Genomic DNA, 14,516 nt, shown 5'->3' with positions numbered 1-14,516 from the left:
GGTCCCGGAGGGCGTACGCTCAGGCCGGGTCGAGGACGAAGACCGGGATCTCGCGGGTGACCTTGCGCTGGTAGTCGGTGTAGGTCGGGAACGCCTCGACGGCCCGGTCCCACCACACCCGACGCTCGTCACCGGTGGCCAGGTGCGCCGTGTACGCCCTGCGGTCCGGCCCGTCCTGCAGCATCACCTCGGGGTCGGCGACGATGTTGTGGTACCAGTCGGGGTTGCTCGGCCGCCCGCCGACCGACGCCACGATGGCGTAGCTGCCCCCGTGCTCGACCCGCATCAGCGGGGTCTTGCGGATCTTCCCGGACCTCGCGCCGCGCATCGTCACGATGACCACGGGCTTGCCCATGATCGTGGTGCCCTTCGTGCCACCGCTCGACTCGTAGGTCTCGACCTGCTTGACCGACATGTCCCAGGTTCCGGGTACGTACTCCCCTGTCAGCTCCATTCGTCACACTTTAGGGCGGACGCAGCCGATCGCGCGGCCGGTGCCCGGGGCGCCATCGGTGTCCTGCTCCGGCGCTGGACGGCCTGGCGAACGGCTCGGTCAGGGCGGGTTTGGCCGAACCTGCCCCGAACCGGGCCGGCGGGCATAAAGTGATCTCCATCTGCGCCGGTCGCCGCCCTGAGGAGGCGGGCCGGTGGCCCGAGTCATGGCACAGACCTCCGGCGCCGACCGGTCCCGGCGGGCGCGCGAGGAAGGCGGATCCGATGGCACCGTCACCCGACCCGGCAGCCGACACCGAGCAGCTGATGATGGGCGCCGTGCCCGGCGCGGCCGCGCTGGGCCGCGGCCCGGTGCCGGACGGCGACCACTCGCGGCACGAGTACCACCACCCGGCGGCGGGCTGGGGTGCGGCGCGCAGTGTCAGCAAAGTGCTGCTGGGCAGCCCGGAACCGGTGGAGGGCATCCGGGCGCTGCTGGTGATGAACCAGGAGGACGGCGGGTTCGACTGTCCCGGCTGCGCCTGGCCGGACGACCCGACCGGCCTGCGGCTGGACATCTGCGAGAACGGCGTCAAGCACGTCACCTGGGAGATGACACCGCCCCGGGCCGACCGCGACTTCTTCGCCGCGCACACCGTCGCCGAGCTGGCCACGTGGACCGACTACGACCTGGAGGCGGTCGGCCGGCTGGCCGAGCCGATGACCTACGACCCGGACACCGACCACTACGTGCCGATCTCCTGGGAGGACGCGTTCGCCCTGGTCGGCAGCACTCTGCGCGGCCTGGGCAGCCCGCACGAGGCGGCGTTCTACACCTCCGGGCGGCTGAGCAACGAGGCCACGTTCCTCTACCAGCTCTGGGTACGCGAGTTCGGCACGAACAACCTGCCGGACTGCTCGAACATGTGCCACGAGGCCAGCGGCCGGGCGCTGACCGCGGCCATCGGCTCCGGCAAGGGCACCACCGACCTGGAGGACTGGGAGCAGGCCGACGCGATCTGGCTGATGGGCGACAACGCGGCCAGCAACGCGCCCCGCATGCTCACCTGGCTGGCCGAGGCCGACCGGCGCGGCGCGGCGCTGGTGCACATCAACCCGCTGATCGAGGCGGCCTCGCGGCGCACCATCGTGCCGCACGAGTTCGTCGACATGGCCACCTTCCGCACCACCCGCACCGGCACCCGTAACGTCCAGGTGCGCATCGGCGGCGACCTGGCCCTGATGCGCGGTGTCGCCAAGGCGGTGCTCGAAGCCGCCGACCGCGACCCGGCCGCGCTCGACCGGGAGTTCATCGACACGCACACGTCCGGGTTCGAGCAGTACCGCGCGGTCGTCGCGGCGACGCCGTGGGCCGACCTCGTGCAGGGCTCGGGCATCGCCGAGGCCGACATCCGCTCGCTGGCCGCGTCGTACCTGGCCTCGCAGCGCGTCATCATCGCGTGGTGCCTCGGGCTGACCCAGCACGAGCACGGCGTGGACACCGTCCGCGAGATCATGAACGTGCTGCTGCTGCGCGGCAACATCGGCCGCCCAGGGGCCGGTCCCGCACCGGTCCGCGGGCACAGCAACGTGCAGGGCAACCGCACCTGCGGCATCGACCACCGGCCGACCCCGGCGTTCCTGGACAAGCTGGCGCAGGTGTGCGGGATCGACCCGCCGCGCGAGCACGGCCTGGGCACCGTGGCGGCGATCGAGGCGATGCAGCGCCGCGAGGTGAAGGTGTTCGTCGCGCTGGGCGGCAACTTCGTGCTGGCCGCGCCCGACCTGCCGCGCACCTTCGAGGCGGTGCGCAACTGCGACCTGACCGTGCAGGTGAGCACCAAACTCAACCGCAGCCACGTGGTGCACGGGCGGCGCGCCCTGATCCTGCCGTGCCTCGGCCGGTCCGAACGCGACGAGCAGGCCGCCGGGGAGCAGGGCGTCACCGTCGAGGACTCGATGGCGATGGTGCACATCTCGTACGGCATGAAGGACCCGGCCTCACCGCACCTGCGCTCGGAGTGCTCGATCCTCGGCGGCATGGCCGGCGCCACCCTGCCCGACAGCCGTACGCCCTGGCAGGACTATGTGGACGACTACGACCGCATCCGCGACACCATGGCACAGGTGCTGCCCGGGTTCGAGGACTTCAACGCCAAGGCCCGCCGCCCGCACGGGTTCCGGCTCGCCCAGCCGGCCCGCGAGCGCACGTTCCTGACGCCGTCGGGGCGGGCCGAGTTCTGGTCCGGGCCGCTGCCCGACGACGTCGACCCCGGCGAGGGCCGGCTGATGCTGACGACGGTGCGCTCGCACGACCAGTTCAACACCAGCATCTACTCCAACGACGACCGCTACCGCGGCGTCAAGGGCATGCGCACGGTCATCTTCATGAACGCCGACGACATGCGCGAACGGGGCCTGTCCGACTTCGACCTGATCGACGTGACCAGCTTCTCCAAGGACGGCACCCGGCGCACCCTGTACGGCTACCGGGCGGTCGAGTACATGGTCCCACCGGGCAACGCGGCCGGCTACATGCCGGAGCTGAACGTGCTGTGCGGCCTCGCCGACATGAGCAGCCAGAGCGAACAGCCGGTCACCAAGCACCTGGTGGTCGAGGTGGTCAAGCAGGCGGCCGCCTGACGGTCACTCCTGGTGTGTGAACACGCCCGGGTTGCGGGCGGTCCAGTCGAACAGCGGCTGCAGCGCGTCCATCAGCTCGACGCCGCGGGCCGTGGGCGTGTACAGGATCTGCACCGGAGTGCTGGGAATGACCTGCCGCTCGACAAGTCCGTGCTGTTCGAGTTCGCGCAGGCGCTGGGTCAGCACGCGGTCGGAGATGCCGTCGGCGAAGGCGCGGTAGTGCCCGAACCGGCGTGCCCCGCGCCGCCCGGCGAGCATGATCATGCCGACCCACCGGCGGCCCAGCAGTTCGAGGACCGGTTGGAAGCCCCGGCAGGCGGCGTCGCTGGCGTCGTGGTGGTCGGGCACGTAGGCGGAGAGCTTCATAGTCACTTACCCATGGTAAGTAGCTAACCCGAGTTTTGCCCACTCGTGCCGACCCCGGCCAAGCTGGGGAAACGCGGTGATCAAATGCCGCGAGGCCACGAAGGGACAACACATGCTCATCCAGGTCATCAACGGAACGACCCGCGAGGGACGGTTCAGCGAGCGGATCGCCCACTGGGTGCTGGACTTCGCCCGGCAGTACGAGGGGGTCGCGTTCGAGCTGGTCGACCTGCGCGACCATCCCCTGCCGTTCTTCGACGGGGCCGCCCCCATGTGGACCCCTCGGCAGTACACCGACGAGGCGGTGGCACGGTTCGGCCGGACGGTGGACCGCGCCGACGGCTACATCTTCCTGACCGCCGAGTACAACCACGGCTACTCCGCGGTGCTCAAGAACGCCCTGGACTGGACGTACGCCGAATGGCACCGCAAGCCGGCCGGTTTCGTCGGCTGGGGCGGCGTCGGCGGAGCGCGGGCGATCGAGCAGCTGCGCCAGGTCACCGTCGAGTTCGAGATGGCACCGCTGCGCCACGCGGTGCACATCGCGCCCGAGATCTACCTGCCCGCCCGCGACCAGGCCGATCCGACCGACACGGCGGTGTTCGCCCCGGCCGAGCCGTTCCTGAAGCTGCTCACCGACGACCTGCTGTGGTGGACGGGCGCGCTGCACGCCGCGCGCGCCCGCGACGCGTCCTGACCCGGAGCCGGGGTGCGGCCCGCGCCGCACCCCGGTCAGCTCACGTGGTCACGGAACCGGAACACCATGTCGGTCCAGCCGGTGTCCGCCACGCCCTGGTCGAGAGCCTCGCCGAGCACGCGTTCCTCGTAGGCGAAGTGGGATTCCATGATCGCCGTCAGGCCGTCGAGCTCGCGGCCGATCGCCTCCGGAGTGCCCTCGCGCGAGCCGACGGCTTCGGCGAGTTCGGCGACCCGGGACAGGATCGATGTGATCATGCCGTGGTCCTCGACGAGTTTGGCGACGGTCGGGGCCAGGTCAGGTCGGTCGCGGAGCATCGCGGCGAACAGCCCGTCGTCCTCGCCCTGGTGATGTGAGGTCAACGCGGCGCAGAACGCCAGACAGTGGGTGACGAGCGCGTCGTGGACCACCTCGCGGCGGGTGATGCCCGATCTGATCTCGTGGACGCGCCGCCGCAGTTCCTGATGCGCTTGCGCGAGCTGGGTGCTCAAGGCGACCGCGCGGTCGCCGGCAGGGGAAGCCACCGGGGCCGGTCCCTTCGGTTCCGCACCTCCATGTCTGGCGCAGTCCGCCACCGGCACGCGATGCTGCCGCCATCCGATCATGGAACAGGCGGGTTGGGCAACCCGGGCGCTTCGGCACCCGTCAGCCGGCCTAGGTCGCCAGGTCCTTCGCCATGATCTGCTCGCGGCGCACGCCGTCGGGCATCAGGTCACCGAGCTGCGCGGTGAGCTCGAAGCCGTTTCTCCGGTAGAGCCCGGCGGCGGCGGCGTTGCCCTCGACCACGGCCAGCTTCAGGACGTCCGCGCGCACCTGCCGGGCCCACTGCTCGACCGCCGCCAGCAGCCGGTCCCCGACGCCGTGTCCACGGGCGTCCGGGTGCACCCACATCGAGATCAGCTCGACCACGCCGCGGTCCTCCGTCGGCACACCGCTGGCCATGCCGGCCAAGCGGCCGTCGAGCAGCGCGACGAGATTGTACGAGCCGGTGATCTCCAGCCGGCCGCGCCACCGCTCGTCACGATCACCGTCGCCCTGCCAGTCCGTCAGCCGGGACCCGAAGGCGTACGGCGCCTCGGCCAGCGCGGCGAGCCGCAGTTCCCGCCAGATCGGCCAGTCGTCCGGGGCCAGCACTCGCAATTCGATCATGGCGAGCAGTCTGCCTCGGGACCCGGTCACTCGCCACCCCTTTGTCGCGGGCCGCGCCACACCGTTCGGAAGCCAGACCCAACGGCAGCGGCAACAACTGGGGCGTCACCATCCAGCACAACGGCAACTACACCTGGCCGACGGTCTCCTGCGCCGCGGGTTGACCGGGATGGTCCGCTGGGGCGCGACGGCTCATGGACCGCCGCGCCCCAGCGCAGCTCACACCCCGCGCAGCCGGGTGACGAGGTCGGCAGCGCGCCGCCACCAGTACTCGTACCGGCCCGGGAACTGCCCGTTCAGCCGGTCCAGGCGCTCGAAGGCCTCGGCGGCGTAACCAGGGTCGTCCTCGGCGTCGCCGATGAGCAGGCAGACGTTGGCCAGTGAGCCCTCGACCAGCAGCGGCGCCTGCTCGGCGTACTCGCGAAGGATCGGTTCGACCCGGCGCGCGGTCCGTGCGGCCTCCTCCCGGCGGCCCTGCGCCAGCAGGATCTCGGCCTCGGTGGACAGCGGCATCGCCCAGCGGCGGCGCTGCACGGCGGTCGCCGGTTCGCCGTCGGTCTCCCGCAGCACGTCTTCGGACTCCTCGACCGTGGCGAGTGCCTCGTCGAGCCGGCGGGTGCGGGTCAGCGTGGTGGCGTGGTTGGCCAGCGCGGTGGCGAGCAGGTGCCGGGCGGCCCGGCCGGTCTGCGTACGGGCCAGCGCTATCGCCTCCGTCTCGGCGGCCGCGGCGTCGGCGAAGCGGCCGAGCAGGGTCAGCGACGTGCCCTGCAGCACGAGCAGCTCGATCTCGATCTCGCGGTGGCTGTCCGGAGCGGTCGTGCGCAGCACGTCGAGGGCTTCGGTCAGCGGTGCGAGGGACGCGGCGGTGCGGCCGAGGTCGGCGAGCGCGGCGCCCCGGTTGAGCAGCAAAGGCACCCGGCCCACGGCGGACAGCACCTCCGGCGCGGTCTGCTCCAGCTCGGCGAACAGGTCCAGGGCCTGCTCCCCCGCCGCGAGGCTCTCGGCGGCGTGCCCGAGCTGGCGCAGCACGAAGCTGCGCAGCGACATCAGCTCCGCGCCGAGCACGTGCACCATCTCCGAGCCCTGGACGGCCGGCGATCGCCAGACCTGCTCGGCCTCGTCGAGCGTGCGCAGGGCCGCGGGCCGGTCCGGCTCCTCCTGCACGGCCAGCCAGCGGGCCATGCACAGGCGGACCCAGACGAGCATGGTCGCGCCGTCGTCGCCTTCGCGCGCGTACAGCGTCTCCAGCTCGCGGGCGAAGCGGAGCGCGCCCGCGTGGTCGCCGAGGTTCGCCAGCCGCTGGGCCGAGGTGAGTGGATCCTGCTGCACCCGCCCAGCCTGCCACACCATGATCACGGGCTGCCGGGCGACGTTGCGCCGCGCCTATACCTAGAACTAAGATGCATAGCAGTTCAAGGTATAGGCGGTGTCCTCGTGCACATCACGAAAGATCTCGTCGCGGCCTCGGCAACCCCCCTCGTGCTGGGCATCCTGGCAGAGGGCGAGAGCTACGGCTACGCGATCCTCAAACAGGTCAACGAGCTGTCCGGCGGACAGCTCGAATGGACCGACGGCCTGCTCTACCCGCTGCTGCACCGGCTGGAGCGGCTCGGCCACGTCGAGGCGACCTGGCACACCCCGATCGAGGGGCGGCGGCGCAAGTACTACCGCATCACCGACCAGGGCCTGAAGGAGCTGGCGGAGCAGCGCCGCCAGTGGGCCGCGGTCGTGGACACCCTGCGGGGCGTCTGGAACGCCGGTGCGTCGCTGCGCCCCATCCCCGCCCCGGCCTGGGGCGTGGCCGGATGACGGTGGACAGCGGCAACGAACTCGAACAGCAGATCGCCGAGTGGCGGGCTTACATGCGCCGCCGGCGGGAACTGCACTCCACCGACGCCGAGGAGCTGGAGGACCACCTCCGCGACCGGATCACCGAACTGACCGAGGCGGGCCTGCACCCCGACGAGGCGTTCCTCATCGCCGTCAAGCGCATGGGCAGCCTCGACGAGCTGTCCCGGGAGTTCGCCCGGGAGCACTCCGAGCGGCTGTGGAAGCAGCTCGTGCTGACCGGCGACGCCGCCGCCGCACCCAGCAGCGGCAACCGGCGCGAGCTGGTCATCATGATCGCGTTCGCGGCCGTGGCGGCACTCGGCATCAAGGCGCCCGCGCTGTTCGGGGTGAGCATGGAGGGCCCCAGCACCTTCTACGCCCGCAACCTCGGCCTGTTCGCGCTCGCCCCGCTCGCGGCCTACTTCGCCTGGCGGCGGCGGCTGGCACCTGCTGTGATCGGCGTGCTGGCGGCGCTGTTCGCCGTCGGCGCGGTCGCGGCCAACGCGTTCCCGATGGCGGAGGACTCGCAGACCATCGTGCTCAGTGCGATCCACCTGCCGATCGCGCTGTGGCTCGTGGTGGGGGTCGCCTACACCGGCGGCGACTGGCGCAACGACCGGCGGCGGATGGACTTCATCCGGTTCACCGGCGAGTGGTTCATCTACTTCGTGCTGATCGCCCTCGGCGGCGGCGTGCTGACCGCGTTCACCGTCGGCACGTTCTCGGCCATCGGCCTGGACGCCGAGACGTTCGTCGGCACCTGGCTGGTGCCGTGCGGCGCGATGGCCGCAGTCGTGGTCGCGGCCTGGCTGGTGGAGGCCAAGCAGAGCGTCATCGAGAACATGGCGCCCGTGCTGACCCGGGTGTTCACCCCGCTGTTCACGGTCACCCTGGTGGTGCTGCTCGGCGCGATCGTCTGGTCGAGCAGCGGCATCGACGTCGAGCGCGACGTGCTCATCATCTTCGACCTGCTGCTGGTCGTCGTGCTGGGCCTGCTGCTGTACGCGATCTCGGCCCGCGACCCGGCCGCCCCGGCCGGCGTCTTCGACAAGGTGCAGCTCGCGCTGGTGGTCACCGCGCTCGTCATCGACGTGCTGGTGCTGGCCGCGATCACGGGCCGGATCACCGAGTTCGGCTTCACCGCCAACAAGACCGCCGCGCTGGGCGAGAACCTCGTCCTGCTGGCGAACCTGTCCTGGTCGGCGTGGCTGTTCCTGGGCTTCGTGCGCGGCCGGCTGCCGTTCGGCCGGCTGGAGCGCTGGCAGACCCGCTACCTGGTGGTGTACGCGGCCTGGGCCTGGATCGTGGTGCTGGTGTTCCCGCCCCTGTTCTCCTTCGCCTGAGCCGACGACGTGCGACGGCGCGGCCGATCCGGCCGCGCCGTCGCGCTGTTCACGGTCATCCGACCCGGTCGTAGCTGTACCAGGCGGACGGGTCGAGCACCTGGGACGGGGTCAGCGGCTCGCCGAGCAGCGTGACCATGATGTCGTCGGGGCCCTGCCCGGTGGGGCGCTGGTCGTCGCCCGCACCCGGGGAGTAGGAGCGCCCGCCGCGGGTGAGCCACGCCTCCCACAGCCGGTCCACGTTGCAGTGGTTGAGGTAGAACAGCGGGTCGTTGGGCGAGCTGCCCGGACCCATGTCACCGCCGACCCACACGTGCACCCGGTTGTGCATCTGCGGGCTGCCGGCCTGGCCGATCCGGCGCGGGTCGATCCAGCCCTCCACCCGGTTGCGGAAGCCGTCGGAGCTGACGTCCCAGGGCGCGCTGTCGTAGCCGAGCCCCTCTTCCAGCGCCCACTTGGCGTCCTCGGCCGTCGGCAGGCCCGGCACGTCGGTGTCGGTGCCCGCGTTGCGCTGCAGCGGGCGCGGCGCGACCGACCACAACTGCGTGCCGTAGCCCATCAGGCGCACGCGCATCGCCGCCAGGGGGCCGCTGACCACGTCGCCGCGCGCGTCGCCCAGCGCCGCCGCGCCCCACAGCGAGCTGGTGTGCTGCTGGTCGGTGGGCAGGCCGCCGTCAACGGTCCAGTCCCAGTACGGCAGGCCGGCCTCGGGGTCGCCGGTGACCCGCTGGATCTGCTGCTCCAGGCGCAGCAGGAACAGACGGTGCCAGGGCAGGAAGATCGGGCCGCCGTGGGCCAGGTTGCGCATCGGGCGCTGCGGGCTGCTCGGCATCTGCATCGCCACGAAGTGCCACAGCACGAACAGGTCCCAGGTCGTCAGCTGTTGGTCCACGCCGTACAGCCGGAAGCCCGGCAGGGACGGTGACAAGAGCTGGTTGAGCTGCGCGGTCGTGTAGCCCGACTGTTCGGCGTTGAGGGCGACGACACCGGCCAGGAATCGTTCACGGGCGGCGTCGGAGGTCTGGATGTCGGCGCGGACGGCGGTCACCGGTGCCCCTCCCCGTGGTGCTGGTGCTGGTCGTGGTCGTGCGGTTGCGGCTGCGCGGGGACCGGCCGCGGCGCCTCGGGCTCACCGTGCTGGTGCTCACCGTGCTGGTGGCTCGTCCCGTGCTCGTGGTCCGTGCCGTGCTGGTGGTCCTGGTCGGGCACGCAGCAGGTGGTGCCGTTGCCGCAGTGCTCGCCGTGCTCGCCGGTCAGGCAGCCGAGCTCGTCGACGGCCGGCGGCTCGGTGCCGAAGTAGTCCAGCACCCGCTTGCACATGTCGATCGCCGACGGCAGCGCGTACTGCGGCAGCCCGTGGTAGTGCACCGCGCCGTTGTCGAGGACCTCCAGCCCGCCCTCCAGCGGCTTGCCGTCAATAGTGATCTTGTATGTGGTCTCGATGCGGATCTCCCGCCCCCGGTGCACCGCCGTGCGCACCGACGTCGACACCCCGTCGACGCCGTGCGCGTGCCCGTGCCCGGCCGTCGACGGGTCGGGCAGCCCGTACCCGCCCGCCTCCAGCGCGGCGGTGAACCCGGCGGGCGCCGGACCGTCGTCCTTGGTCAAACTCACTTGTCCTCCACCGTGCCGCGACACCCGGGGCGAACACCGCCGCGGGCCAACGCACTGTGGCACCGGCGCGAAGCGCCCGCCAACGGCTCGACGCCATTCCGACAGGCACGCCACCCGGACGGCGGAGGTCAGCCCTCGGCCGACCGCCACTCGCGGTCCAGGACGGCGAAGACGAGCTGGTCGGCCCACTCGCCGCGGAACAGGTAACTCTCGACGTGGCGCGCCTCCTGGCGCATGCCGAGCCGCGCCATCAACCGGGCCGACGCCTCGTTGCGGGCGTGGCAGCGGGCGTAGACCCGGTGCAGACCGAACTCGCCGAACGCCCAGTCCAGCAGCGCTCGGGCGGCTTCGGTGGCCAGCCCGCGGCCCCCGTGGTCGGGGTGGAAGACGTAGCCGAGTTCGGCCGTGCGGTCAGCCTGGCTGCGCCAGACCAGTTCCACGGTTCCGATCACCCTGGCCTCGGCGACGACGGCCAGGGTCAGGCAGTCGCCCTCGGCGCGCAGCGCGTCCTCGGCCACCATCGCGGTCACCGACGCTCGGGACTGCTCCCGGGTGCGCGGTCCCGCGCCGAGCATCCAGCGCACGACATCGGGCCGGCTCTGCCAGGCGTACACGTCGTCGAGGTCGCCCGGCACCATCGGGCGCAGCGTGAGCCGTGCGGTGCGCAGCGGGTACGTCGGCTGGAACATCAGGTGATCTTAGGCGTGGCGCACGTCCGCGTTCCCGGCGCGGCTCACCCTGCCGCCGGGTTCACCAGCCCAGGGCCACGGCGGCGCCGAGGCAGACGAGGGTGCCGCCGGTGAGCAACTGCAGTCTGCGGTGGACGGCGGGCTGGGACACCAGCGTGCGGCCGCGGTTCACCGCCCAGGTGAACAGCACGTACCAGGCGGCGGTGACCAGGGCCCAGAGCGCGCCGAGCGCGACGCTGGAGGCGAACACCGGGCCGTCCTGGGTGACGAACTGCGGCAGCAGCGAGATGGCGAAGACGCCCGCCTTCGGGTTGCCGAGGTTGGTGGCCAGCCCGGCGGTGTACGCGCCCCAGCGGCCGCGCGAGCCCCGCTCCGGCGGCGACCCGAGATCGGTCGGCCGACGGCGCAGGGAGAGCAGAGTGCCGATGCCGAGCAGGGCGAGCACGACGCCGCCCGCGAGCCGTAGCAGGGTGTACGCGTCGGGGTTGGCGAGCAGGACGGCCGACAGCCCCGCCGCGGCGGCGACCGTCCAGACGAGCAGGCCGGTGCAGGTGCCCGCGATGCTGGCCCAGGCCAGGCGCGGTCCACCGTGCAGGGTCTGGCGCAGCATGAGCGCCTGTCCGGCGCCGGGCAGCATGGCCAGCAGCCAGGTGGTGCCGACGAACAGGGCGACGTTGGTGGGCATGGCTCCAGGATGGCCGCGAACCGACATGCAGAGAAGTTAAAGATCAGGTGTGCTGGCTTAAGATCAGTGAATGCTCCTGGGTCCGGAGGCTCTGCGGCTCCTCGCCTTGATCGAGCGGCACGGGTCGCTCGCGGCGGCGGCGCACGCGCTCGGCATCACCCCGGCCGCGGTGACGCAGCAGGTCGCCAGGGCGGAGCGGGACTGCCGTACGGCGCTGGTGCGCCGCGGGGCGCGGGGTGCCTCGCTGACCGAGGCCGGGCAGGCACTGGCCGGGCACGGCCGCGTCATCGACGAGCAGACCGCGGCGGCCGCGCACGAACTGGACGGCCTGCTCGGGCGGCTGTCGCTGCGGCTGCGCATCGGCGCGTTCCAGGCCGCCGCGCTGCACGTCCTTCCGCCCGCGCTCACGGCGCTGCGGCACCGGAATCCGGCCACCGATCTGTCGATCATGGACATCACCTCCGACCGGGGCGTGCCCGCGGTCGCCGCGGGCGAGCTGGACGTGGCGGTCATCGCGGCGTGGGACCGGCCGCCGGTGCCGCCTGAGCACGTCCGGCTGCATCCGCTGCTGACGGACCCGATGGTGATCGTGCTGCCGGACGACCACGCGCTGGCTCGGGAGACGGACGCCGCCATCGAGCTGGGCGGGCTGCGCGACGAGGCCTGGGTGACCATCCGGGCGGGTCACGCGGCACGCGCCCAGTTCGACCGGGCCGCCGCGGCGGCGGGGTTCACGCCCCGCATCCGGTTCGAGACCGAGTCGTACGACGTCGCCCAGGCGTTCGTGGCGACCGGCGTCGGCGTCGCCCTGGTGTCGCGCCTGGCCCTGACCCGCCTTCCGGGCACCGCGCACCGCGAACTCGCCTCGCCGGGCCTGGCCCGCGACCTGTACACCGTGACCCTGTCCGACCACACCGCCACCCCCATGGTCGCGACCTTCCTCCACCTGCTCCACGACGTCGCCACCGACCTCACCGGCCCATGGCCGACCGGCGGGGCGTCATAGGTCGATGGTGTGGCGGTGGCCACGGACCAGGACGTTGTCCAGGCGCATGGGGCCGTCGAAGGCGGCGGGGCGCTCGGCCCAGCGCAGGGTGCCGTCCTGCACGTCGAGGCCGAACAGGGTGCGCAGCACCAGCAGCACCGAGCCCGCCGACCAGGCCTGCGGCGAGGAGGGTGTCGGGTACTCCACCGGCTTGTTGCCCTCACGGTCGAAACCCGCGAAGACCTCGGGCAGCCGGTATCCGAACGCGGCCGCGGCTTCGAGCAGTTTGACCGCGAGTTCGACGGCCTCCTGGCGGCGGCCGTACCGGCGCAGGCCCTCGGCGATGATCGCGGTGTCGTGCGGCCAGACGGTGCCGTCGTGGTACTCGATCGGGTTGTAGCCGTGGTCGGCGCTGGACATGGTCCGCACGCCCCAGCCCGACGACATCCGCGGATCGAGCAGCAGCGCGACGGTCGCTTCGGCGTGCTCGTCGTCGACGATGCCGCTCCACAACAGGTGCCCGATGTTCGAGGTGGCCGCGTCGACCTGGCGCTTGTCGCCGTCGAGGGCCAGCACGAAGTGGCCACGCTCGGCGTGCCAGAAGTCGTTGTTGAACCGCTGCCGCAGCGCGGCCGCCTCCTTTTCGAGCTGCTCGGCCAGGTCGGGGTCGTGCCACAGTTCCCGGGCCAGGCGCGCGGTGCGGATCCGGGCGTCGTAGGCGTACCCCTGGATCTCGCAGGTGGCGATGGGCGGGGTCGCGATCCGCCCGTCGGCGAACATGATCGAGTTCCAGGAGTCCTTCCAGCACTGGTTGACCAGGCCCTGCGGGGACCGCGTCCGGTACTCCAGGTAGCCGTCGCCGTCGGGGTCGGCCGGGCCGCGCATCCAGCCCACCGCCGCGCGAGCCGCCGGTTCGAGCTGCCGGACCAGGGTGGTGTCGGCGGTCCACCGCTCGTACTCGTCGAGCAGGATGAGGAACAGCAGCGTCGCGTCGTGGGTGCCGTAGTACGGGCTGTGCGGGGTGCGGCCGGTGAAGGTCAGCTCGCCGTGGCGCAGCTCGTGCGGGATCTTGCCCGGGTCGGCGTCGCGGAAGTCGTCACTCTCCTTGGCCTGGACCATGGACAGCGCCTGCAGGGTCGTGCGGGCCAGCCGGGGATGGAACGGCAGCGCCTGGTACGCGGTGATCAGGCTGTCCCGGCCGAACAGCGCCATGAACCAGGGCGCGCCGGCCGCCGGGACCGAGTGCGCGCTGCCCTTCAGCGGGCGGAAGCGCAGCGCGGCCAGGTCCATCAGGGCGTGCCGGTACGCGTGCCGGGCGGGGTCGAACGTGGTGTGCAGGACGGGGGCGGCGTCCAGCCACTGCTGCATGGTCTGCGGCATGTCCGGCTCCAGCTGCCCGAAGCCGCCGTGCCCGACCCGCAGCGGGTGCTCGCCGTCGTTGTCGGAGCAGGTCACGTCGATGCACGTCATCCACTCGCCGTGGGCGGGCAGCCGCACCGCCCACCGCATGCGCGTCGGCCGCAGCTCGCCCGGCTCGCTGAAGACGACGGTCGTCGCCCGGGTGAAGCCGCCATTGCGGTACGCGAAGGTCACCGTGTCGCCCGCGACGGTGGCGTTCACCTGCCGGGGGCCGATCTTCGCGTCCTTGACCTCGAAGATGTCGGCGAAGTCGGCGTCCAGCGACAGTTCGAGGACCAGTTCGCACACCTCGTCGCCGTAGTTCTGCACGATGACGTCCTCGTGCACGCCGGTGGACACGATGCGGTCGCGCCGGACGGACAGCGCCGGGTTGACCCCGACGCTCGCGCTGGGCAGGGTCGTGTGGACGCGCGCCGAGTAGTACTGGGGCGTGTCGAAGCTGAGCAGGCGCAGCTCAGCGCCGTTCAGGGTCAGCCGCCAGGTGGACAGGTGGCGGGTGTCGGCGAAGTAGAGGCCGTCGTCGGGCCCGCCGGTGTCGCCGAGGCCGTTCGTGGTGAAGAAGGTGCTGCCGTCGAGCAGTGTCAGCCGTTCCTGCGACATCGCCACCACCACAGGCTAGACCGGCCCGGGTGTGCTCCCGGCCAGGTCAACCGGATGGGTGAGT

Annotated in this window: 15 protein-coding genes; 5 read left to right on the top strand and 10 right to left on the bottom strand. The window is 71.9% G+C overall.

Going from position 1 to position 14,516, the window contains the following annotated elements:
• Nucleotides 1-19: 19 nt before the first annotated feature.
• A complete protein-coding gene (locus AB0B35_RS33565; protein ID WP_361053305.1) occupies nt 20-454 on the bottom strand; it encodes a nitroreductase family deazaflavin-dependent oxidoreductase in 435 nt (144 codons plus the stop codon).
• A gap of 263 nt (nt 455-717) precedes the next feature.
• Between AB0B35_RS33565 and AB0B35_RS33560 the strand changes: the two genes are divergently transcribed.
• Entirely contained in the window at nt 718-3,075 is a 2,358-nt protein-coding gene (locus tag AB0B35_RS33560) for an FdhF/YdeP family oxidoreductase (protein WP_361053302.1), read from the top strand.
• 3 nt (nt 3,076-3,078) lie between these two features.
• On the opposite strand, the gene AB0B35_RS33555 is transcribed toward AB0B35_RS33560, so the two are convergent.
• The gene (locus tag AB0B35_RS33555; protein WP_360535470.1) at nt 3,079-3,441 is read right to left on the bottom strand and encodes a helix-turn-helix domain-containing protein; all 363 of its coding nucleotides are present in this window, start codon (nt 3,439-3,441) and stop codon (nt 3,079-3,081) included.
• A gap of 112 nt (nt 3,442-3,553) precedes the next feature.
• On the opposite strand from AB0B35_RS33555, the gene AB0B35_RS33550 reads away from it, so the two are divergent.
• Nucleotides 3,554-4,138: an NAD(P)H-dependent oxidoreductase gene (locus AB0B35_RS33550; protein WP_361053299.1), complete on the top strand. Its 585-nt coding sequence runs from the start codon at nt 3,554-3,556 to the stop codon at nt 4,136-4,138.
• Nucleotides 4,139-4,173: 35 nt separating this feature from the next.
• Here AB0B35_RS33550 and AB0B35_RS33545 read toward each other — a convergent pair whose 3' ends face one another.
• The 3 genes from AB0B35_RS33545 to AB0B35_RS33535 form a co-directional block, all read right to left on the bottom strand.
• The gene (locus AB0B35_RS33545) at nt 4,174-4,662 is read right to left on the bottom strand and encodes a hemerythrin domain-containing protein (RefSeq protein ID WP_361053296.1); all 489 of its coding nucleotides are present in this window, start codon (nt 4,660-4,662) and stop codon (nt 4,174-4,176) included.
• 130 nt (nt 4,663-4,792) lie between these two features.
• The gene (locus AB0B35_RS33540) at nt 4,793-5,287 is read right to left on the bottom strand and encodes a GNAT family N-acetyltransferase (RefSeq protein ID WP_361053293.1); all 495 of its coding nucleotides are present in this window, start codon (nt 5,285-5,287) and stop codon (nt 4,793-4,795) included.
• Between the two features lie 219 nt (nt 5,288-5,506).
• On the bottom strand, nt 5,507-6,616 hold the full coding sequence (locus tag AB0B35_RS33535; RefSeq protein ID WP_361053290.1) for a hypothetical protein: 1,110 nt from the start codon (nt 6,614-6,616) through the stop codon (nt 5,507-5,509).
• 105 nt (nt 6,617-6,721) lie between these two features.
• On the opposite strand from AB0B35_RS33535, the gene AB0B35_RS33530 reads away from it, so the two are divergent.
• Both AB0B35_RS33530 and AB0B35_RS33525 read left to right on the top strand, forming a co-directional pair.
• A complete protein-coding gene (locus tag AB0B35_RS33530) occupies nt 6,722-7,096 on the top strand; it encodes a PadR family transcriptional regulator (protein WP_361053287.1) in 375 nt (124 codons plus the stop codon).
• The gene (locus tag AB0B35_RS33525) at nt 7,093-8,460 is read left to right on the top strand and encodes a permease prefix domain 1-containing protein (RefSeq protein WP_361053284.1); all 1,368 of its coding nucleotides are present in this window, start codon (nt 7,093-7,095) and stop codon (nt 8,458-8,460) included. The genes AB0B35_RS33530 and AB0B35_RS33525 overlap by 4 nt, the downstream gene beginning before the upstream one ends.
• A 55-nt stretch (nt 8,461-8,515) precedes the next feature.
• Here AB0B35_RS33525 and AB0B35_RS33520 read toward each other — a convergent pair whose 3' ends face one another.
• From AB0B35_RS33520 to AB0B35_RS33505, 4 genes are all read right to left on the bottom strand, one after another.
• On the bottom strand, nt 8,516-9,508 hold the full coding sequence (locus AB0B35_RS33520; protein ID WP_361053281.1) for a tyrosinase family protein: 993 nt from the start codon (nt 9,506-9,508) through the stop codon (nt 8,516-8,518).
• On the bottom strand, nt 9,505-10,074 hold the full coding sequence (locus AB0B35_RS33515) for a hypothetical protein (RefSeq protein ID WP_360535339.1): 570 nt from the start codon (nt 10,072-10,074) through the stop codon (nt 9,505-9,507). The genes AB0B35_RS33520 and AB0B35_RS33515 overlap by 4 nt, the downstream gene beginning before the upstream one ends.
• Nucleotides 10,075-10,202: 128 nt before the next feature.
• Nucleotides 10,203-10,763, bottom strand: coding sequence for a GNAT family N-acetyltransferase (locus tag AB0B35_RS33510; protein ID WP_361053278.1), 561 nt, complete (start codon nt 10,761-10,763; stop codon nt 10,203-10,205).
• 61 nt (nt 10,764-10,824) lie between these two features.
• Nucleotides 10,825-11,448: a LysE family translocator gene (locus AB0B35_RS33505; RefSeq protein ID WP_361053275.1), complete on the bottom strand. Its 624-nt coding sequence runs from the start codon at nt 11,446-11,448 to the stop codon at nt 10,825-10,827.
• Between the two features lie 70 nt (nt 11,449-11,518).
• On the opposite strand from AB0B35_RS33505, the gene AB0B35_RS33500 reads away from it, so the two are divergent.
• A complete protein-coding gene (locus tag AB0B35_RS33500) occupies nt 11,519-12,454 on the top strand; it encodes a LysR family transcriptional regulator (protein WP_361053272.1) in 936 nt (311 codons plus the stop codon).
• Here AB0B35_RS33500 and AB0B35_RS33495 read toward each other — a convergent pair.
• Complete coding sequence (locus AB0B35_RS33495) at nt 12,449-14,452, bottom strand: glycogen debranching N-terminal domain-containing protein (RefSeq protein ID WP_361053375.1); 2,004 nt, start codon at nt 14,450-14,452, stop codon at nt 12,449-12,451. The genes AB0B35_RS33500 and AB0B35_RS33495 overlap by 6 nt on opposite strands.
• Nucleotides 14,453-14,516: the final 64 nt, after the last annotated feature.

The sequence above is a fragment of the Catellatospora sp. NPDC049133 genome, assembly GCF_040648455.1.
Taxonomy (GTDB): domain Bacteria; phylum Actinomycetota; class Actinomycetes; order Mycobacteriales; family Micromonosporaceae; genus Catellatospora; species Catellatospora aurea.
The sequence above is the reverse complement of the archived record's forward strand: the minus strand, read 5'-3'. Positions and strand labels throughout refer to the sequence as shown.

Coding starts and splice junctions, on each gene's coding strand:
- AB0B35_RS33560 (WP_361053302.1), top strand. CDS start 718: ATGGCACCGTCACCCGACCCGGCAGCCGACACCGAGCAGCTGATGATG.
- AB0B35_RS33525 (WP_361053284.1), top strand. CDS start 7,093: ATGACGGTGGACAGCGGCAACGAACTCGAACAGCAGATCGCCGAGTGG.
- AB0B35_RS33550 (WP_361053299.1), top strand. CDS start 3,554: ATGCTCATCCAGGTCATCAACGGAACGACCCGCGAGGGACGGTTCAGC.
- AB0B35_RS33505 (WP_361053275.1), bottom strand. CDS start 11,448: ATGCCCACCAACGTCGCCCTGTTCGTCGGCACCACCTGGCTGCTGGCC.
- AB0B35_RS33555 (WP_360535470.1), bottom strand. CDS start 3,441: ATGAAGCTCTCCGCCTACGTGCCCGACCACCACGACGCCAGCGACGCC.
- AB0B35_RS33500 (WP_361053272.1), top strand. CDS start 11,519: ATGCTCCTGGGTCCGGAGGCTCTGCGGCTCCTCGCCTTGATCGAGCGG.
- AB0B35_RS33495 (WP_361053375.1), bottom strand. CDS start 14,452: ATGTCGCAGGAACGGCTGACACTGCTCGACGGCAGCACCTTCTTCACC.
- AB0B35_RS33510 (WP_361053278.1), bottom strand. CDS start 10,763: ATGTTCCAGCCGACGTACCCGCTGCGCACCGCACGGCTCACGCTGCGC.
- AB0B35_RS33565 (WP_361053305.1), bottom strand. CDS start 454: ATGGAGCTGACAGGGGAGTACGTACCCGGAACCTGGGACATGTCGGTC.
- AB0B35_RS33540 (WP_361053293.1), bottom strand. CDS start 5,287: ATGATCGAATTGCGAGTGCTGGCCCCGGACGACTGGCCGATCTGGCGG.